This is a genomic window from Stappia sp. ICDLI1TA098, from assembly GCF_054880955.1.
In genome coordinates, this window is the sequence record NZ_JBTZBT010000001.1 from 1,522,827 (window position 1) to 1,541,682 (window position 18,856).

Sequence of the window (18,856 nt, forward strand, 5' to 3'; positions counted from 1 at the left end):
TCAGCGCCCTTCGCTGGCTTGCGGCGCGGTGGGCGCTGGCGTGCGGCCGAGGAAGCGGTCGCGGGATTCAGCCCAAGCGGCGAGGCAATCGGCGTCGCTTGCCGCCGCCTCGCCGAGTTGCTGGCAACGGCGCAAGGTTTCGCGCAGGGGATCAGGCGGCGGCTGGAGGGCCGATGCGGGCCGTGGCGCGGAAGGCTCGTCCTTCCGCGCCATGTCGATTGCGGTCACTGTCAAGGCAATCGCAACGAACACCACGGCCCCGAGGCGGGCCAGCATCTTGCCGTCCATGGCGGCACCTCCCGTCAGTTGTTGCCGTTGTTGAACATCTGCGCATTGCCCGGCTGGTAGCCGGTGCCGGGCGTCAGGAACCGCTCACGCTGGATGCGGCCCTGTTCGGCGGCGGTCGCGCGCTCGGCCTCGGTCAGCGCGTCAGCGCGGCCATTAGCGGAGTTGACTGCAATCAGGTCCGAGAGCTGTTGCGACAGAAGCCCAAGGAGCTGGTTGCCGGCCTGAGTGGCTTGCAGCGCGCCGGTCGCGCCTTGGCTTTGGCCGACAAGCGCGGCCATCTCGGCGCGGTTGCTGTCGATGTTGCCGATGACGCCCGCCTGCACGCGCATGGCGTCCTGCAAACCGCCAACCGTGTTCTCCCATCGGCTGCGCGCATCGGCGACCAGTTGGGCGTCGGTCGCCGAAAGCGAGACATTGCCGTATTGCTGCTGGAACGCTTGGTCGATCTGCCCGACCTCGAACGCGATATTCTGCGCTTGGCCTAAAAGCTGCTGCGTGCGCTGGACGTTCTGCTGGAGTTGCTGGAGTGAGGAATGCGGCAGGCTCGCCAGATTCCGGGCCTGATTGATGAGCATCTGCGCCTCGTTCTGGAGGCTTTGAATCTGGTTGTTGATCTGCTCCAGCGTGCGCGCGGCCGTGAGCACGTTCTGCGCATAGTTGGATGGGTCATAGACGATGCGGCCGAAGCCAAAGAGCTGGGCATGGGCCGGGCTTGCCAGCATGGGCGAAAGTGCGACGGGCACGGCAAGCGCCAATGCGAGGGCCGAGGCCCCGACGATCTTGGAATAGGTCATGGAAGAATCTCCTGTGTGGGGTGGGTATCGAGCCGAGCCGGCGCGGCGGATTCCGGCCGGTCGGCAAGATTGGTGAGGTTCGGGATCAGGTCGGCCGCCCACTCGACGCCGCGCGCGCGTAGCCATGCGGCGAGGAAACCGTCGCGGCCGTGTTCGGCGACGATCTGCGCAATGAGAGTCTGGTCGGATTTGGCGGATGCAGCGCAGAGCGCGAGGCCGATTTCAGACAGGCCCAACTCGAACAGGCGATTGCCGCGCCGCGACTGGCAGTAGTAATCCCGCTTGGGTATGGCCCTTGCGAGGATTTCGATCTGGCGGTCATTCAGGCCGAATCGCCGGTATATCTCGGTGATCTGCGGCTCGATGGCGCGCTCGTTCGGCAGCAGGAGCCGCGTCGGGCAGCTCTCGATGATCGCGGGCGCGATGGTGCTGCCGTCGATGTCGGACAGGCTTTGCGTGGCGAAGATGACGCTGGCGTTTTTCTTGCGCAGCGTTTTCAGCCATTCGCGGAGCTGGCCGGCGAAACCCTCGTCGTCCAGCGCAAGCCAGCCTTCATCTATGATGAGCAGCGTCGGCCGCCCGTCGAGCCGGTCGCCGATACGATGGAACAGGTAGGCGAGCACGGCCGGAGCCGCGCCGGTCCCGACAAGGCCCTCGATCTCGAACGCCTGCACATCGGCCGAGCCGAGATGTTCGGCTTCGGCGTCGAGCAGCCGGCCATAGGCTCCGCCGACGCAGAACGGTCGGAGCGCCTGTTTCAGATCGTTGGATTGCAGCAGCACCGCAAGGCCGGTGATGGTACGTTCCTCGACCGGCGCGGAGGCGAGCGAGGTCAGCGCCGTCCAAAGATATTCCTTGACCTCGGGCGTGATGGCGATGCCTTCACGCATGAGGATGGCGGCAATCCAGTCCGCCGCCCATGCGCGTTCATAGGTGTCGTGGATGCGGGCGAGCGGCTGGAGCGAGACGGACGCCTCGGCCCCTTCCGTCAGCCCGCCGCCAAGGTCGTGCCAGTCGCCGCCCATGGCGAGCGACACGGCGCGGATCGAACCGCCGAAGTCGAAGGCAAAGACTTGGCTGGCCTCGTAGCGGCGGAACTGGAGCGCAATGAGGGCGAGCAGCACGCTCTTGCCCGCGCCCGTGGGGCCAACGACAATGGTGTGCCCTACGTCGCCGACATGCAAAGACAACCGGAACGGGGTTGAGCCTTCGGTCTTTCCAAAGAGCAAAGGGGGCGCACCGAAATGCTCATCCCGTTCCGGCCCCGCCCACACCGCCGAAAGCGGGATCATGTGGGCGAGATTCAAAGTGCTGATGGGCGGCTGGCGAACATTCGCGTAGGCGTGTCCGGGTAGGCTGCCGAGCCATGCGTCAACAGCGTTGACGCTCTCGGGCATGGCGGTGAAGTCGCGCCCCTGAACGATTTTCTCGACCAGGCGTAGCTTCTCGTCGGCTATGCGCGGGTCGGCATCCCAAACGGTGACGGTAGCGGTGACATAGGCCATGCCCGCCACGTCTGCCCCAAGTTCCTGCAAGGCCATGTCGGCGTCGAGCGCCTTGTTCGCCGCGTCGGTGTCCACCAGCGCGGACGCTTCGTTGGTCATTATCTCTTTCAGAATTGCGGCGATGGACTTGCGCTTGGCGAACCATTGGCGGCGGATGCGGGTTAGAAGCCGGGTCGCATCGGTCTTGTCGAGCAGGATCGCGCGTGTGCTCCACCTGTAGGGGAACGGCAGGCGGTTCATCTCGTCGAGCAGGCCCGGCGTCGTCGCTGTCGGGAAGCCTACGATGGTCAGCACGCGCAGATGCGCGCCGCCAAGGCGCGGCTCCAGCCCGCCGGTCAACGGCTGGTCGGCGAGCAGCGCGTCGAGGTGCATCGGCACCTCGGGAACGCGCACGCGATGCCGGTTGGTCGAGATGGTGGAATGCAGGTAGGTCAGCGTCGCACCGTCATCCATCCAACGGCACTCGGGCATGAAGCCGTCAAGCAAGGCCAGCACGCGGTCGGTGCGGTCGATGAAGCCGCGCAGTAGCTCCCACGGGTCCACGTCGGTTTTCTCGCGGCCCTCGTAGAGCCATGTTTCCGCACGAGCGGCTTCCTCGGCCGGCGGCAGCCAGAGGAAAGTCAGGAAGTAGCCGGACACGAAATGCGCGTCCGCTTCCTCGAAACCGGCCTTGCGCTCGGCATCGACCAGCGCCGATGCGGCATCGGGAAAGGTGCTGTCGGGATAGGTCGCGGCTTCGCTACGCTGCGCCTCGACGAAAAAGCTCCAGCCCGATCCTAGACGGCGGACGGCATTGTTGATGCGACCGGCGACGGCGACCAGCTCGGCCGCCACGGCGCTGTCCAGATCGGGACCGCGAAACTTCGCGGTTCTCTGGAAACTGCCATCCTTGTTCAAGACGACGCCGGAGCCGACCAATGCGGCCCATGGCAGGAAATCCGCGAGCCGGGTCGCGGTGCTGCGATATTCGGTAAGGTTCATCATGGCCGCGCCCTCACACCGACAGAAAAGCCGGGATGCGGAGATGCCGCCGACCGACCTCGACAAAGAGGGGATCGCGTTTTGCCGCCCATACGGCTGCGAAATGTCCGATGACCCATATGGCGATGCCGACCAGCCAGAGGCGCAGGCCGAGGCCCACAGCTCCGGCCAGCGTTCCGTTCATAATGGCGATGGCGCGCGGTGCGCCGCCGAGCAGGATATGCTCGGTCAGCGCCCGGTGAACCGGGATTGAAAATCCCGGCACCGTGTCGAGTTGTTCAAGGCCGCCCGCCATCAGATGAGCGCCCCGCCGCCGAACGAAAAGAACGACAGGAAGAAACTCGACGCCGCGAAGGCGATGGACAGGCCGAATACGATCTGGATCAGCTTGCGAAAGCCGCCGCCCGTATCGCCGAACGCGAGGGTCAGGCCGGTCACGATGATGATGATGACGGCGATGATCTTGGCGACCGGCCCCTCGATGGACTGAAGGATGCTCTGGAGCGGGGCTTCCCACGGCATCGACGAACCGGACGCATGGGCGGCCGGGGCGAGTATGAGGCTGATGACAAGGGTGGATGCGGCTGTCGCGGCGAAGCGATAGCCGCGCGTGAGCGTGCGGATCATGAAGATTCTCCTGTGCTGGTGGGGATTGCGGGGGTGATGCAGTAGTCGCCGTCCGGCCCCAGCCCTTCGACGTGGGCAAGCTCGGCCAGCCGGCGCGCGGAACCGCGCCCGGAAAGGACGGCAACAAGGTCGATAGTCTCGGCGATCAGGGCGCGCGGGACCGTGACGACAGCCTCTTGGATGAGCTGTTCAAGGCGACGAAGCGCGCCGATGCCGGTGCCGGCGTGAATGGTGCCGATCCCGCCCGGATGGCCGGTGCCCCACGCTTTCAGAAGGTCGAGCGCTTCGGCACCGCGCACCTCGCCAATGGGAATACGGTCGGGGCGCAGGCGCAGCGAGGAACGGACCAGATCGGAAAGCGTCGCCACGCCGTCTTTCGTCCGCATGGCGACAAGGTTCGGCGCGGCGCATTGCAGCTCGCGCGTGTCCTCGATGATGACGACGCGATCCTGCGTCTTCGCCACCTCGGCGAGCAGCGCGTTGGTCAGCGTGGTCTTGCCGGTGCTGGTGCCGCCTGCCACCAAGATATTGGCGCGGGCTGCGACGGCTTCGCGCAGCGTTTCCGCCTGCTCGGCGGACATGATGCCGGCGGCCACATAGTCGTCGAGCGTGAACACCGCGACGGCGGGCTTGCGGATGGCAAAGGTGGGGGCAGCGACCACGGGCGGCAAAAGGCCCTCGAACCTCTCGCCGCTCTCGGGCAGCTCGGCCGAGACGCGGGGACTGCGGGCATGAACCTCCGCGCCGACATGATGCGCGACCAGCCGCACGATGCGTTCGCCATCGGCAGGCGAAATAGTTTCGCCCGTATCGGACAGCCCTTCGGACAGGCGGTCGATCCACAACCGCCCGTCCGGGTTCAGCATCACCTCGACCACGGCCGGGTCTTCGAGCAGCCGAGCAATGGCGGGGCCGAGCGCGGTGCGCAACATGCGCGCGCCGCGCTGGATCGCTTCCTGTCTGTGGTGGTTGGTCGTCATGTCGGCCCCGGCTTCTGGCGGGGTGCAACAGGCGGTCCCCGGACGGGGTCGATTAAGAAAGCCCGGAATTGGGCCGGTTCAACAAGTATCTAGCTGCGTGCGGTGATCGGCGGCGAACGGCGGTAAATAGGATGGGTCCGAATACTTACTCTTGATCGCCGCTGCTCTCGGACTCGTCCGGCAACGGATCGTCGGGAAGTGAGTCGAGGTCGCGCGACAGCTCTTTGAGGAACCTGTCGCCGGTCGCCAGACGCCGGCCGAGATTCTGCATGAAGCCCTCAAACCGCTCCGCGCCTTTGGCGCGGGCAGCGGATTGTGCGGCTCCCGTAAGCGGCGGCGTGATGGTCATCCAGAAATGGATGAACTGCGCGACCGTCTCGCCGAGGACGGCGAGATCCAGGTCGAGCGTGTCGATCTGGCGGCCGAGCTTGTCCAGACGGCGCGACATAGCGGCTTCAAGCTGGTCGGCGGAATCGCCGGACAGGTAGGACATGACCGCCGCCTCCACGATGGCGGATTTTGAGACATTGCGGCGGAGCGCCACCGAGCGGCGCAGCGCCATCGCCTCGATCTGCGGGATGAGCGTGGGGTCGAAATAGATATTCAGGCGGGTGCGTGTGGTCATGGGCGTGTCCTCAAAGCTCGATTCCATCATCGGGGTTCATCGCCACCTGCCGCGCGACCGTCCTCATGCGCTGGCGCATGGCGCGGGCCTTGGCCGCGTCAACGTCCGGCTCGTCGTCCAGAAACTCGAACTCCTGTTCGGGCGATGGAGGCGGGGCGACGATTTCCTCATGCTCGGGCAATTCCGGCTCGCGGCGGATGCCGGCATTGGCCGGATCGCCCTCGGTCCCGTCTGCGGCGATCGTCGCGGAACGGCTTTCCGCCGCGACCATGCGGCCGGACCAATCATCGGCGGATGGGCTGGGCGCCAGCGGAGCGGCGACCAGATCGGGCGGGGTCAGAATGCGTTCCTGAAACCGCGCATCCTCGAAATAGCGTGCCTTGGTCGCGCGGATCGGCGGCGTGCCCGCGACCATCACGATTTCGTCCGTTGGCGGTAGCTGCATGATCTCGCCCGGCGTGAGCAGCGGCCGGGCCGTCTCCTGCCGCGACACCATGAGATGCCCGAGCCACGGGGCCAACCTGTGCCCGGCATAGTTGGTGGAATCGCGCAACTCAGTCGCGGTGCCGAGCGCGTCGCTCACCCGCTTGGCGGTGCGTTCGTCGTTCGTGGCAAAGCTGACGCGGACATGGCAGTTGTCGAGGATCGCGTTGTTCGGCCCATAGGCGCGCTCGATCTGGTTGAGGCTCTGCGCGATCAGAAAGCCTTTGATGCCGTAGCCCGCCATGAAGGCGAGCGCCGATTCAAAGAAGTCGAGCCGGCCGAGCGCAGGAAACTCGTCCAGCATCAACAGCAGGCGATGGCGCTTGCCGGAGGTGGTCAATTCCTCGGTCAACCGTCTGCCGATCTGGTTGAGGATCAGCCGAATAAGAGGCTTGGTGCGGTTTATGTCGGACGGCGGCACGACCAGATAGAGCGTGACGGGCTGGCGGCTGCCGACAAGATCGGCAATGCGCCAGTCGCATCGTGCCGTGACGCGCGCTACCACGGGATCACGATACAATCCCAAAAACGACATGGCGGTGGACAGCACGCCGCTGCGTTCGTTCTCGCTCTTGTTCAGCAGCTCGCGGGCCGACGACGCGATAACGGGATGAACGCCAGCCTCGCCGAGATGCGGCGTGTCCATCATGGCGCGCAAGGTCGCCTCGACCGGGCGGCGCGGATCGGACAGGAAATTGGCGACGCCCGCCAAGGTCTTGTCCTTCTCCGCATAGAGAACATGCAGGATCGCGCCGACCAGCAGGCTATGGCTGGTCTTTTCCCAATGGTTGCGCTTGTCGAGGCTACCTTCGGGATCGACCAGAATATCCGCGATATTCTGCACGTCGCGGACTTCCCATTCGCCCTGCCGCACCTCCAGCAGAGGGTTGTAGGCGGACGATCCGGCATTGGTCGGATCAAACAGGAGCACGCGGCCATATTTCGCGCGAAAGCCCGCTGTCAGCGTCCAGTTTTCCCCTTTTATGTCGTGGACAATGGCGGATGCCGGCCATGTCAGCAGCGTCGGTACCACTAGCCCGACGCCCTTACCGCTCCGGGTCGGGGCGAAGCACAAGACATGCTCCGGCCCGTCATGGCGCAGATAGTCCCTGTCGTATCGGCCGAGCAGGACGCCATCGGGGCCGAGCAAGCCGGCGCTGTGGATTTCCCGGTCCTCGGCCCATCGCGCCGATCCATATGTGGCGACGTTGCGCGCCTCCCGCGCCCGGATGATCGACATGAGGATGGCGGCAGCGACAGCGAGGAAGCCGCCCGATACCGCGATGATGCCGCCCTCGACGAAGATCGCGGGCGCATAGGCGTCGAACGAAAACCACCACCAGAAGAAGGCGGGCGGGTAATAGACCGGCAGGCCCGCCAGCTCGAACCATGGCGCTCCAAGCTGCGGCTGGAAGCCGAGGCGAAAGGCCGTCCATTGCGTCGCTGCCCACACCATCACCAGAACGATGGTGAAGACGACAGCGATTTGACCCCAAAGGATTCGTCCTCCGCGCAATGCAGGCTCCAGTCGGCAAAAGAGACGGAGCCGATCAGAGAGTAGTCAAAATCGGGATGGGCAACAGGAAAGAGGATGCCGGAGGGCTGCCGGATACTATCGGCGGCAAATAGGACGGGTGGCCTCGGGACCGTCGCAGATGCTGATGCCTATGCCGGCTGGCGGAATCGAATCGCGGATGGAAGTCAGTCAGTGCGGACCACCCGGCCCATGTCGCGGGCGAGGATAAGCAGATTGCGAAGCGCGGCGCTGCGGTTGGACGGCGACCAGACTGCCGAGAAGGCGACCGGCTCCGGCTCATCGGCGAAGGGCAGGAAGATAATGCCGGTTGTCGGCAACAGCGCCGTGGCGGCCCCGACTATGGTAATGCCGAAGCCCTGTCCGACCATAGACAGCAGCGTGCTACGCTCCACATCGAAACGTAGGATCGACGGTGCGGGCCAGCGGCCGGCATGGCGCAGCACGATATGATCGTGGACTTGTGGGCCGGTGCCGCCATGGCGAACAAGGAAAGTCTCGCCAGTCAGATCGGCCCAAGTGATAGCCGACTGCCCGGCGAGGCAATGCCCATCGGGCAGCACCGCCACCAGCGGTTCGGTCCAGATCAAGTGGGTGTGGCAGTCGGGCAGTTCGGGCTTCCCGGCGACGAACGCCACGTCCAGCCGATCAGCGCGAAGTTGCGTTACCGTATCGCGGGCCGTGCCTTCGGTCATCACGACTTCGACGCCGGGGTGGTCTTCGCGATATTGTCCGATCAGCTTTGCTAGGAAGCTGCGAGGGATCAGCGCATGGATTCCGATACGAAGCCGACCGGTTTCTCCCACTGCCGCCATGCCGGCGGTTTTTACCGCGTGGTCAAGCTGATCGACGCCCACCGCTATCCGTTCGACGAAATGGCGTCCGGCCTCAGTCAACCGGACGCCCCGAGCATGGCGCTCGAAAAGGAGGATGCCAAGGTCTTCCTCCAGCGCCTTCACCCGAGCGCTGACGCTGGATTGCGCTACGCCGAGCGCGTTGGCGGCGTGCCGGAAGTTGAGATATTCGGCGACGGCGAGCGTCTGGATCAGGGACGCCAAGGGGATGCGCGAGCCGAGTGCGGTCGCCCCCCCCCATTGGCGATCAATCGTATGTGGCGAACGACGGCGCATCGCTCATCACTAATCGGATTGTATCAATGGTCGTTTCAACAGCGTCGATGTGACCATTGATGCGACAGCGAAGGCGACTAAGAGAGCAAACCCCCATCTGTATGCGTGCTGGTTGTCAGTCGCGGCGGCTTGCTCTAGCACAATAACAGTGGTGATCGCGCCCAGCGCGCCTCCAAGACGCTGGGCTATGTTGATAATTGTCGCCGCGTCGCTCGTCTCATTCTTTAAAACAGCAGCATAGGCGGCGGTCATGGCTGGCATTTGTGCCAATGCCAACCCACCTCCACGGACAAATAATATGGAAATTAAGGCGAGCGGCAGAATCGAGGACCAAAGAAAGGCTGCTGTGCTTAGCAGTAGTATTATGCTTCCGAATAAACAGACCATGAGAGCGCCGTAGCGGTCAGTCAGGTTGCCCGCGATTGGCAAGACGATTGCCGAACCCAAGCCCATCAGGAACAACATCAAACCAGCATCAGTCGGAGACTGATGCAAACTGTCTTGCAAAAATAGCGGTATAAGGAGCAATCCGCCATACATGGCAGCCCCCGTAAGGCTGGCGGTGACTACGGCAGCCGCAAAGCCCGCCCGGCGGAATAGTCGAATGTCTATCAGCGGTGATATTGCACGGCGAGCATGTATGATGAAGGCGATAGTAAGAGCTATTCCAAATGTAAGTGGAAGGATTGATGACGGGGTAATGCCCATCGCTCCGATCCCAGCGCTACCATACAACAGGAGCGGAAGGCCCAGGCCGATTAGTAGTAGCCCGGGGGTGTCGAGCCGATCTGTACGGGACACTTCGTCCGGTGGCAGAACATATTTGGCTGCGGCCACTGCGGCGATTCCCACCGGTACGTTAATCCAGAACAACCAGCGCCAAGACAGGTTATCAATCAGCACACCGCCTAATCCCGGCCCCAATGCGGGGCCAAGTGCGACTGCAAATCCTACCGTTCCCATCAATCGGCCGAGTTGTTGGCGATCAGCCGCTACGCTGAGCACCGTTTGTCCCACCGGCACCATCAAACCGGCGGCTAGCCCTTGCAAACATCGAGCGACGATCAATGTCGTCAGGTCTCGCGATATTCCGCACAATACAGACGAAGCGACGAACACAAGAATGGCGGCCGCCCAGACACGGCCTGAGCCGAAACGTCGTGCTAGCCACGCGGTCAACGGGAGTGAGAGTGCGAGAGCGATTAGATAACTCGTGGCGATCCATTGGACGTCTGCCAACGGCGCGTCGAAATCTCGAGCGATCGTGTCGATGGCGAGATTGGCGACAGTGGAATCTAGCATGGCCATGAACGCGCCGGACCCTGTGACTGCGGCAACCATCCAAAGACGAAGCGAGATGCTGGGCGGGGCTGACAACATGGAGTTACGACACCAGAAGACTCAGTTGGATTTTCATGATACAGTTGTATCATGAAAACTCTGCGGAACCAAGGGACCCTTCATGCCAAGAACGGTTGACCACGACGAACGCCGATCAATGATTTTAGAAGCGTTTGTCACGCTGGCCGTGCGAGAGGGCTTGCACGCAGTTTCCATGCGCTCTGTGGCGTCCGAGGCCGGGATATCGCTTCGTCTTGTACAGTATTATTTCAAGACTAAGAGCGGCCTGATGCAGGCCGGTCTCACGATGCTGGACAGAATGAGCAACGAACGATGGGCAAATCGTGCCGTCAATTTCCCGGAGCCATCGACCGCTACAGAAACCCTAAAAGCCCTCTTTGAAGAAGCTCTGCCGACCGACTCGCGGCAGCGTGATTTTCATCTGCTTTGGATGTCCTACGCGGTGCTCGGGATGACCGACACCGAAATTCCCAACCGCGTGTTCGTTGAAGGCCCGAACGGACTGTTGCTGCGCATTATCTCGCTTTTGAAGCAAGGGCAGGTAGCTGGAGAGTTCGACGCCGAACTTAATGCCGATAGTGAGGCCGCCATTCTGTTAGGGTTGGTCCACGGCCTTAGCACTGCTGTTATGATCGGGCTGCAAAGTGGAGAGACCGCTCTGAAACTTCTGATCCTTCACCTTGACCGGCTGAGGAGTCCAAAAGTTTAGAAAACAGAGCCCTACACCTGGGTGGCATACGGTTAGAGACTTATTCCCCTCTGCCTTCTCAACTGCCACGATATCGATCCGCCTTGCACGATCCCCATGACCTCCCGGCCGAGCTGACGGTCGATGACCGGCCGCCACGGGACAAGTGTGAACTCGTGACTCTTTTCGACCACCGCGAACTTGCCGCTCGATAGCTGCACGGTGCCGGTGAACTTGCCGCTGACGTTCTCGCCCTCCGTGGCGGCGCGGAACGGCAGCCCCTTGCTCTCGGCCATCTCTGTGCAGACGCGGGCAACCTCGCGCTCGTGCAAGGTGGCGAGAAGGCTGCGCCGGTAGAAGATGCGGCCATTCCCCGCTCGGGTGGCGTCGCCCTGTTCGATATGATGCTCGCGCCGCTGGTCCATGGCCTCGCGCACCTGCTGGCCGAAGCCGGTCGGCGCAAGGTCGGCCGTCTCGCCATGGATCAATCGTCGGTCCAGCCAGGTCGCGCCATCCGATCCGACCTGCTTGCCTAGATCGACCGGGGAAAGGACGCGAACGCTGGCCTGCCGGTCGCGGCCTGCGTCATAGGCGGCGGCGCGGCTGACCAGATCGTCGGGGGTGCGCCATTGATCGGCGTTGATGCGCTCGACGATCCCGGCCCGGCGCAGCGCCTCCAGTCGGCGGACATGGGCATCGACATAGCTCTCATAGTCGCCGGCGGGAACGCGGCCCTCGAACTTGGCCTGCTCCAGATGACGGCTCGGCCGATAGATGCCGTCCTCGGCAATGGTGGTGATGCTGCGGTCGGACGGCCGGGCCGTCACCTCTGCCGGGCCGAGCTGGACGACGCTGCCGATGCGGGCATCCTCCAGCCGCTCGGGCGCGATGCCGGCGATGTGGTGCGTGCGGCCGTCGATCCCGTCCACCACAACGGTCAGGTTCTCCCCCAGTTCGTCGGACAGGTGCTTGTCCACGACGCGACCGACGATAGGCGTCTCGGGCGCTCCGTCATGGATTTGGAAGCTCATGGGATCGCGTTCGCCTCCCTGCGGGCCGAGCGCCTTCTGCATGCTGCGGATAATGTCGCCACGGTCGCCTAGCTCGCGCAGGGCCGGTTCCATGTCCTTGCTCAACTCCCAAACGCCGGGCGCGTGCTCGGCCGCCAGCCCCATCTTCTCCAGCTTGCCGAGCCTGCGCAGGCGCAGCGTTCGCTCGAACTGGCGGCGCGGCGCGGCCGGCTCATGGCGCAGGTCGAGGAAACGGGCATCGGCTTCCTTGGCCATCGCCCCGTCGATCCGGGTAAAACGGTCTTGGTCGATTTCGGCCGACAGCTTGCGGGTCTGCTCGATCTCGGTGACGGGGCCGAGTTCAAGACTGGCAAGCTCGCTCGCCCGCTCACGCAGGCCGGCGGAAAGATAGTCGCCGTTGATGACTAGATCCCCGCCGGTATCGTCGCGGCCGTTGACGATGATATGCACATGGGGATGGCCGGTGTTGTAGTGATTGACGGCAACCCAATCGAGTTTGGTGCCGAGGTCGGCCTCCACCTGCTTCATGAAATCACGGGTGTAGGCCGTGAGGTCCGACAGCTCCGCGCCATCCTCGGGCGAGACGATGAATCTGAATTGGTGGCGGTCGTCCTTGCCGCGATCAAGGAAGGCGTCGCCATCGGCGCGGTCCTTGGTCGCCGAAAAGAGCCGGCCCCGCTCGCCGTCGCGTGAGGTTCCGTCACGCTGGACATAGCGCAGATGCGCGCGGGCACGGCCGCCCTTCCATGCGGCCCTGACGCTGCGCTGCTTGACGATGACGCGGCGGCTGCCCGGCTGGCGATGATGCCAATGGCCGGAGATATTGCGGGCGCGCACGAAGCTCGCGCCCCGGCCGCGCTTCACGCCCTTGCCGCTGGCGACCACGGCACGGGAACGGCCCGGCGATGACGGGCGGGCGGATGACGGCATGGAAGGGTCGCGGGAGGCTGCCGCCTGATGCTGCCGGGTGATCTTCTTGACCTGCGTGAAAAAGCTCTTGGTCTTGCCGGCCTTCGGCGTGTCGGATCGGATGCGGCCGGGGTTCGGTCGGAAGCGGTTTTCGTCGTCGGCGCTCAAGGACGCGACTCCAGCCAAAACCCCCGGAAAACGGCCGATCTGCGCCTATGGTGCCGCTCGAAACCCTGCAAAGCCAAGGCTTTGCGCGAAATCGCGGCACGCGGCCCCTCAAAACCATGGTGCCGGAACCGGCCACCTAAGCAGTGTGCAGGCAACAACAATTTCCAGAAGCGGCCCCATATGGTGCCGTCTTCTTTAATCTTGCCCTCCGCCCTTTCTGTCCTTTCTGCCCCTCCTGCCGGGAATCCTGCCGGGCGCAAACCTGCCCGACCGGATGCCGAAACCAGCGTCGCCGAGCGCGGGAACGCCGCCCTCATGGCGCTCCCCCGTCGCTGGCGCTCGCCACGAAAATGCCGCCGTCCTGCGGCTCCGCACGGGCGGGGTCGCGCGCCGGAACGGCAGCGCGGCCGTCGCCTGTTTGCACCTCGGACGGCGGCGCGGCGGCAGCTCGCGTGTCGTCCGGGCGCATGACGAATAGTGGTGCCTCACGCCAATCGGGCGGCGGTGCCGGTGGTTGCGACGGCGCATCCGATGGAGCCGAGCCGCCAAGGATCGGGGCGAGTGCGGCGACATAGGCTCGTGTTTCGGCGGGAAGCGGGTGGCCCGTCGCACGGTGCTCATCGTAGCGGCCGGGGCCGGCGTTATAGGCCGCAAGCATCGCGCCGACATTGCCGTAGCGGTCGAACATCTCGCGCAGATAGGCCGTGCCTGCGAGGATGTTGTCGCGCGGGTCGTAGGGATCGCGGCCGAGGCCATGGCGGACGCGCAGGCCCGCCCATGTGTCGGGCATCACCTGCATCAATCCCATCGCGCCGGCCGACGAAACCGCGCGCACATCGCCCGCGCTTTCGGCGCGCAGCACGGCGCGAATCCAGTGCTCGGGGATCCCGAAACGCTGCGACGCCTCGGCGATGTGCACTGCATAGGGATGGGCGGCGGCCGGGCGCTCGACCGGCACGGATTGCGCAACAGCGACGCCCGATCCGTTGCAGACGGAAAGCGCCCCCGCCAGCAGCAGGACGGCGCAATGCCATCCCGACCTGTCTCCGCTTCGCCGCCAGCCTGCCAGCGTGCTCGCTGCGGTCAAGGGCAAGGCGCAAGCGCCGGCCGATGGCGATGGCCGCCCCTGACCTTCGCTGCGCGCGCCGGCCGTCCGGTCGCCGAGCGGGACGGAGGGATGAGACGGCTTTTCCGCGAACAAAGGGATGACGATCTTGGACCGGATGGCGGGCCGGACGCGCGCGGCCGTCATTCCTCGTCCTCGACTTTCCGAGCGTGTTTCCAACGCAGGGTCCAGACCGATGGATCGTCGTTGGACTGGAACAGCTTGGCGCGGATCGGGAACGGGAAGATCGGTCCCTCCAGCCGCATCGACACGAAGTCGCCAGCATTTTCGCTGGCGTCCTTCCATGCCGGGCCGGCGTCCGGGCCGTTCTCGCTATCGAGGCGCACGCGATAGTCGGGCGCGTTCTTCACGTCGCTCGGCTTGGCCGGGACGATGAACAGCTTTTCGTGGAGGCCGAACGAATGAAGCTCTCCCGCATAGCCGGTTTCGGTGCGGGTGAAGGTGCCTATCTCTGCCATGGGAAATCTCCTGCGGTTGGTTCTCGGGGGGTGGTTTCAGTGCGTCGGCGCGCGCCACTCGTAGCGACCGACACCTTCCTCATCGGTCCAGAGCGGGACCGCTCGGCCGATGACGGAAGCTGCGGGGATGGGTCCGAAATAGCGGCCGTCGAGGCTGTCGCGGACTTCCCAATTCATGAGGAAAAGCTGGCCGTCGCCGATGACGCGGCAGCCCTGCCAGACGGGCAGATCGCGGCCGAGGCTATCGCGCTCCAGCGCCTCGCCCATCTCGATCCCGTTCACCGTGATCGTGCGGCCGGTGCGGCAAACCTGTTGCCCCGGCAGGCCGAGCACGCGCTTCAAAAGCGGCACGCCGCGCGCGATATAGCCGCGCTCGACCATGAAGGCGGCGAGCGGTTCGGGCGGCATGATGGCGACCAGCTCGGGCACGCCGATCCGGTCGGTCGGCTCGACGGTGTAGAACCCGACCGGCGCGCTGGCCGTGGCGTTCCAGATGAGTTTCGTCGGCGTTTCGACCGCGCTTGCGGCAGCGATGCCGAGGACGGCGAGCGCCGTCACCGTGAGGGTGCGGCGGCGCATCATGGATCGATCCTTCGGCGATGAAGCCAAGCGGCATGCCGCTCGGGGGTGTAGGCGTGTGGCTCCAGATTGGCGGTCAAACGGTTATGGACGTGCCGCCAATGCTCCGGCGAGGCGTCGGCCGGATCGAGGCCGAGCGCATCCACGGCGTCGATAGCGGCAAGTGCGCGCTGCACCTTGGGCCAGCTATCGAGGCGCAACAGCATTTCGCCGCCGGGGCGCACGAAGGGCAATGTCTGGAACGGCTCGCCCCGGCCGATGGCGCGCACAATGTCGATGCGCGAAACGACAGTGCCGTGCTCGCCGCACGCCCATCGCACGAAGGCAAAGACGCTGCCCGGCGCGAAGCCGACGACGCTGCGGCTGCGGTCGATGATCTGCTCGTAGCTCTTGCGGCCGAAGCGTATCCAGTGCTCGACCTTGCGTTTCTCGAAGATCAGCTCGACCAATGTGGTGAAGGGCGCAGGCCCGTCCGGCAGCGGACGGCCGTGCGCGCTGCGGTGGGCGCGACGGGTCATTGTTCGTCTCCGGTGATATGCTGGGGGCTGCGCGGGAGCAGCGCGTCGGGTGCGGCCGTCATGGCTCGCCCCTTCCGGCAGAACCGGCACCACGCTTCGCGTGCGCGCGCGTCAAAGAAAAAGAGTTAGATTCTCTGTTAGATAAGTTAGCGGTCGGATTCCGCGTTTCAGGCCAAAGCGTTAGCTGCGGTTCGTGCGCCTGATCTGCCGATAGTGCTGCGCCTGATCTGCCGATACCCCGTGCGCCTGATCTGCCGATGGCATTAACAGGTTTATCAACAGTGCCTGTTGATGAGCTTTCTGGGCGGATGCGCAGCAGTTCGCGGCCGTCTTCCCGCTCGATCTGGAGCAGGTAGCCGGGAAGTTGCTGGCGGGCCGCGATCCGGCGCAGGTCGAGCGCGAAATCGGACGGCCGGGCGAGGCTGCCGGATTTCTGGTGGAGGTGCGCGACCTCGAAAACCCAGCCGTGGCGCTGGTGCCCGGCGTGCTTTCGGGCGACGCGGTAAAGCCATCGCTCGATGCCGCCAGTCAGGCGGAAATAGGCCGGGTCGATGGTCAGGACCAGCGAACGGTCGATGACGCTGTTGTAGAACCATTCGGGCAGGACGAACTCCATGCCCTCGACGCGGCCGGCGCGCGTCGTCATTTCCTCCCACTCGTTGATCCATGAGAATTGCCGGCGACGCCAATGCGGGCCGTTGCGGATGGTGGTGGCGATGACGGTCGATTGCAGCCGCGCCAGCGCGGCTTTCAGAAGCCGGTATTGATGATTGCCGGTCGGTCGCCCGATGGCGCGCAACAGATGGTAAGGCGTAAACCGGACAAAGCGCGAAGTGGTGAGGCCGTCATTCTCGGCCGCCACGATCTGCGAGGCCGCCCATATCAGCACATCGGCGTCCCATATGGTCGCCATGCCGTGCTCGGGCATACCGAACACCTGCACCTCTATGTCGGCGGCCTTGTAAAGAATCGGCTTGGTGCGCGGGGTCTTCGCCAACGAGAAAAACGGCCGTTCCATCAAGTCGCGCTGGTCGCGCGGCGGCGCGTCGCCGGTTGCGACCACGAAGGGGTCTAGGCGGCTGCGCTCGCTGTCCTCGGTCGGCTGTGCGTGGTCGTGGTCGTCCTCGCGCAGCATCTAGCAGTCGCCCCGTTCTTCGGGCGTAAGCGGACGCGCGGGAAAGACGGTGCCGGCGGTCTTGTCGCGGGTGGATCTGCGCTCGCCCGCCGCGCTCCAGTCCTCCAGATCGCGGACGGTGTAGAGGACGCGACCGCCGACTTTGCGATAGGTCGGCCCGGTGCCATAGGTGCGATGCTTCTCAAGGGTGCGGATGGATATGCCGAGGAAGCGCGCGGCTTCCTTGGTGCGCAACAGGCGCGGCGGCAGGCCCGCAAGTGGGTTGGGCATGGATCACCTCCAGTCGGGATTGGGCTGCCGGGGGCGGCAGCGGACTGTGGCGAACCATGGCGAGGGATCGGCGGCGCGTAGCGTGCCGCATTTGCGCCTATACGCTGGCGGCACCCCCTTCGGGGCGGTGCGCGGCCAATGATGAGGGATTTCAGCGGCTCACTGCCTGTTGCGCCGAAAAGCCAGAGACATTCCCACGCGGTTCGGTTAAGAATCGCTGCGGAGCAGACGCGCTGCTTTGGGGCGTAGTAACCCCTCACGAATGGCCGGTGCCAGCCAGAACGGCACCAACTCCTTGACCTATGGTCGGGGAGCCTGTGGCGTATACAACAGGCTTTCCGAGCTAAAGGCCATGGGGCCGTTTCGTGACGGTTACTAACTCCCCGATCACCAAGAGTCAGAGAGAATCGTTTGCGGGGGCGCACCGCAGACAAAGCTCTCTCGGATACGGGGAGTGACTATGCGGGTTCCCGTCGAACTCGATCCAGATGTGGACGATGAAGCGCCGACCGGCGACACCATAACCGTCTATGACGAACGGCATTACGTCACCTATCTGCGTTTGCTGGATGCGAAGGCCGAGGGCGCGGACTGGAAGGAAGTCGCGCGGATCGTGCTGCACCGTGATCCGGCCGCTGAGGAACTGCTGACCCGCCGTTGCTGGCAAAGCCATCTCGAACGCGCGCAATGGCTATCGCGTGAAGGCTATCGAAAGATTCTGGAGCAGGCGGCAACCAATAGGGCGTGAGGTCGATGGCCGTGCCCATCAACGCTTGTCGGGCTTGATCGGATAGTGGAGCAGAAGGCGATAGCCCCCGCGTATCATCTTGATGCCGTGCGCGACCAGGCGGCGGGCTTTGTTCTTGCGCGGATCGCTCTCGAAATCCTCCTTCGTGCCGCGAAAGCCGAGCAGGACTTCAGCGATGGTGCGATAGCTTTCGCCGCGCAACCGCGCGTCAAGCGCGCGCAGGGTCAAGATATGCCATTGCCGTAGTTGGGCAGGCACGGCTCGGAAATCAGGACCGGGCGCGCGACCGTTGAGGGACCGCCAAAATCGGCGGGCCGCGTGAGCACGCAGTTCCAGAAACGAATCCATCGGCAACGTGACGGCGTAGAATGCGGCGGCATCGGGCACGGCATCGGGCAGCCAGAATTGATGCGCGACGCCATCCACCTGCCAGATGCCGTGCCAACCATCGGCGGCGCGGCGCAGGTCGAGGCCGTCCAGATGCGCCAGCGTCAATATAGGTTCGGTGTCGCAGTCCATGTGCTCGACGGGCGACAGCATCACCGCTTGCGGTTGAAGGCTCGGACTCCAGAATGGTGGCGGTCGGTCATGCGGCGCGTCGGGATCGCACGGGAAATCGCAACCCCCAGCGATGCGCGAACGCTTCAAGGTCGCGCGCAGCCACCCCTCCGGTCGATGCGATGGTCTGGCAGTCCCGACGATATTCGTCGTTGCGGCGCAAATATTCCCAAGCGAAACCAGCGGCAGGGATGTGCTTTGTGTGCCCGTATTCCGCCGGAGATCGCCAATCGATGCTGAGCATGGCGTCACCTCCCCAAGCCGGGATGCTGGGCAGCGCCCGGCAAAAAGAGGTTCAAGGATCACTGGAAATAAAAAACCCGTTCAAAGCAGATACCTTGAGCGGCTAACCCGATCAT

The 18,856-nt window shown here is 64.4% G+C and carries 21 protein-coding genes and 1 pseudogene; 2 read left to right on the top strand and 20 right to left on the bottom strand.

The genetic code is table 11. The features are described 5' to 3' along the window. The 10 genes from trbK-alt to ACSLUQ_RS06905 form a co-directional block, all read right to left on the bottom strand. Nucleotides 1-288 carry a putative entry exclusion protein TrbK-alt gene (gene trbK-alt / locus ACSLUQ_RS06860; protein ID WP_461808057.1) on the bottom strand — a complete coding sequence of 96 codons (288 nt, stop codon included), beginning with the start codon at nt 286-288 and terminating at the stop codon, nt 1-3. Between the two features lie 14 nt (nt 289-302). Beyond that, nucleotides 303-1,082 (bottom strand): P-type conjugative transfer protein TrbJ, encoded by a 780-nt coding sequence (gene trbJ, locus ACSLUQ_RS06865; protein WP_461808058.1) that lies wholly within the window; start codon nt 1,080-1,082, stop codon nt 303-305. After that, nucleotides 1,079-3,571 (bottom strand): conjugal transfer protein TrbE, encoded by a 2,493-nt coding sequence (gene trbE / locus ACSLUQ_RS06870; RefSeq protein ID WP_461808059.1) that lies wholly within the window; start codon nt 3,569-3,571, stop codon nt 1,079-1,081. The genes trbJ and trbE overlap by 4 nt, the downstream gene beginning before the upstream one ends. Nucleotides 3,572-3,581: 10 nt before the next feature. After that, nucleotides 3,582-3,863, bottom strand: a complete 282-nt coding sequence (locus ACSLUQ_RS06875; RefSeq protein WP_461808060.1) for a VirB3 family type IV secretion system protein — start codon at nt 3,861-3,863, stop codon at nt 3,582-3,584. Further along, entirely contained in the window at nt 3,863-4,195 is a 333-nt protein-coding gene (locus ACSLUQ_RS06880) for a TrbC/VirB2 family type IV secretion system protein (RefSeq protein ID WP_461808061.1), read from the bottom strand. Before ACSLUQ_RS06880 ends, ACSLUQ_RS06875 begins: the two co-directional genes overlap by 1 nt. Further along, nucleotides 4,192-5,175: a P-type conjugative transfer ATPase TrbB gene (trbB, locus tag ACSLUQ_RS06885; RefSeq protein WP_461808062.1), complete on the bottom strand. Its 984-nt coding sequence runs from the start codon at nt 5,173-5,175 to the stop codon at nt 4,192-4,194. The genes ACSLUQ_RS06880 and trbB overlap by 4 nt, the downstream gene beginning before the upstream one ends. 145 nt (nt 5,176-5,320) lie before the next feature. Further along, nucleotides 5,321-5,800, bottom strand: a complete 480-nt coding sequence (locus tag ACSLUQ_RS06890) for a CopG family transcriptional regulator (protein WP_461808472.1) — start codon at nt 5,798-5,800, stop codon at nt 5,321-5,323. Between the two features lie 10 nt (nt 5,801-5,810). Continuing rightward, on the bottom strand, nt 5,811-7,799 hold the full coding sequence (locus ACSLUQ_RS06895) for a conjugal transfer protein TraG (RefSeq protein ID WP_461808063.1): 1,989 nt from the start codon (nt 7,797-7,799) through the stop codon (nt 5,811-5,813). Between the two features lie 185 nt (nt 7,800-7,984). Further along, nucleotides 7,985-8,875 (bottom strand): LysR family transcriptional regulator, encoded by an 891-nt coding sequence (locus ACSLUQ_RS06900; RefSeq protein ID WP_461808064.1) that lies wholly within the window; start codon nt 8,873-8,875, stop codon nt 7,985-7,987. A gap of 81 nt (nt 8,876-8,956) precedes the next feature. Next, a complete protein-coding gene (locus tag ACSLUQ_RS06905) occupies nt 8,957-10,327 on the bottom strand; it encodes a DHA2 family efflux MFS transporter permease subunit (RefSeq protein WP_461808065.1) in 1,371 nt (456 codons plus the stop codon). Between the two features lie 82 nt (nt 10,328-10,409). Between ACSLUQ_RS06905 and ACSLUQ_RS06910 the strand changes: the two genes are divergently transcribed. Continuing rightward, complete coding sequence (locus ACSLUQ_RS06910; protein WP_461808066.1) at nt 10,410-11,018, top strand: TetR/AcrR family transcriptional regulator; 609 nt, start codon at nt 10,410-10,412, stop codon at nt 11,016-11,018. Nucleotides 11,019-11,050: 32 nt separating this feature from the next. Here the strand turns inward: ACSLUQ_RS06910 and ACSLUQ_RS06915 are convergent, their stop codons facing one another. The 8 genes and pseudogenes from ACSLUQ_RS06915 to ACSLUQ_RS06950 form a co-directional block, all read right to left on the bottom strand. After that, nucleotides 11,051-12,283 (bottom strand): DUF3363 domain-containing protein, encoded by a 1,233-nt coding sequence (locus ACSLUQ_RS06915; RefSeq protein WP_461808473.1) that lies wholly within the window; start codon nt 12,281-12,283, stop codon nt 11,051-11,053. Between the two features lie 168 nt (nt 12,284-12,451). Further along, nucleotides 12,452-12,958, bottom strand: a pseudogene (locus ACSLUQ_RS06920) (relaxase/mobilization nuclease domain-containing protein); the annotation flags it as partial. A gap of 460 nt (nt 12,959-13,418) precedes the next feature. After that, nucleotides 13,419-14,357 (bottom strand): lytic transglycosylase domain-containing protein, encoded by a 939-nt coding sequence (locus ACSLUQ_RS06925; RefSeq protein ID WP_461808067.1) that lies wholly within the window; start codon nt 14,355-14,357, stop codon nt 13,419-13,421. Next, nucleotides 14,354-14,689 (bottom strand): DUF736 domain-containing protein, encoded by a 336-nt coding sequence (locus ACSLUQ_RS06930; RefSeq protein WP_461808068.1) that lies wholly within the window; start codon nt 14,687-14,689, stop codon nt 14,354-14,356. Before ACSLUQ_RS06930 ends, ACSLUQ_RS06925 begins: the two co-directional genes overlap by 4 nt. Nucleotides 14,690-14,725: 36 nt before the next feature. Next, a complete protein-coding gene (locus tag ACSLUQ_RS06935) occupies nt 14,726-15,271 on the bottom strand; it encodes a S26 family signal peptidase (protein ID WP_461808069.1) in 546 nt (181 codons plus the stop codon). Further along, entirely contained in the window at nt 15,268-15,786 is a 519-nt protein-coding gene (locus tag ACSLUQ_RS06940) for a DUF2840 domain-containing protein (RefSeq protein WP_461808070.1), read from the bottom strand. Before ACSLUQ_RS06940 ends, ACSLUQ_RS06935 begins: the two co-directional genes overlap by 4 nt. Before the next feature lie 58 nt (nt 15,787-15,844). Further along, nucleotides 15,845-16,921, bottom strand: coding sequence for a replication initiator protein A (locus ACSLUQ_RS06945; RefSeq protein ID WP_461808071.1), 1,077 nt, complete (start codon nt 16,919-16,921; stop codon nt 15,845-15,847). Further along, complete coding sequence (locus ACSLUQ_RS06950) at nt 16,922-17,191, bottom strand: helix-turn-helix transcriptional regulator (protein WP_461808072.1); 270 nt, start codon at nt 17,189-17,191, stop codon at nt 16,922-16,924. It abuts the gene before it with no gap. Between the two features lie 460 nt (nt 17,192-17,651). On the opposite strand from ACSLUQ_RS06950, the gene ACSLUQ_RS06955 reads away from it, so the two are divergent. After that, entirely contained in the window at nt 17,652-17,939 is a 288-nt protein-coding gene (locus ACSLUQ_RS06955; protein ID WP_461808073.1) for a DNA -binding domain-containing protein, read from the top strand. Between the two features lie 18 nt (nt 17,940-17,957). On the opposite strand, the gene ACSLUQ_RS06960 is transcribed toward ACSLUQ_RS06955, so the two are convergent. Both ACSLUQ_RS06960 and ACSLUQ_RS06965 read right to left on the bottom strand, forming a co-directional pair. Next, the gene (locus tag ACSLUQ_RS06960) at nt 17,958-18,479 is read right to left on the bottom strand and encodes a DUF2285 domain-containing protein (protein ID WP_461808074.1); all 522 of its coding nucleotides are present in this window, start codon (nt 18,477-18,479) and stop codon (nt 17,958-17,960) included. A 46-nt stretch (nt 18,480-18,525) separates the two neighbouring features. Further along, nucleotides 18,526-18,741 carry a transcriptional regulator domain-containing protein gene (locus ACSLUQ_RS06965; protein WP_461808075.1) on the bottom strand — a complete coding sequence of 72 codons (216 nt, stop codon included), beginning with the start codon at nt 18,739-18,741 and terminating at the stop codon, nt 18,526-18,528. Between the last annotated feature and the right edge of the window lie 115 nt (nt 18,742-18,856).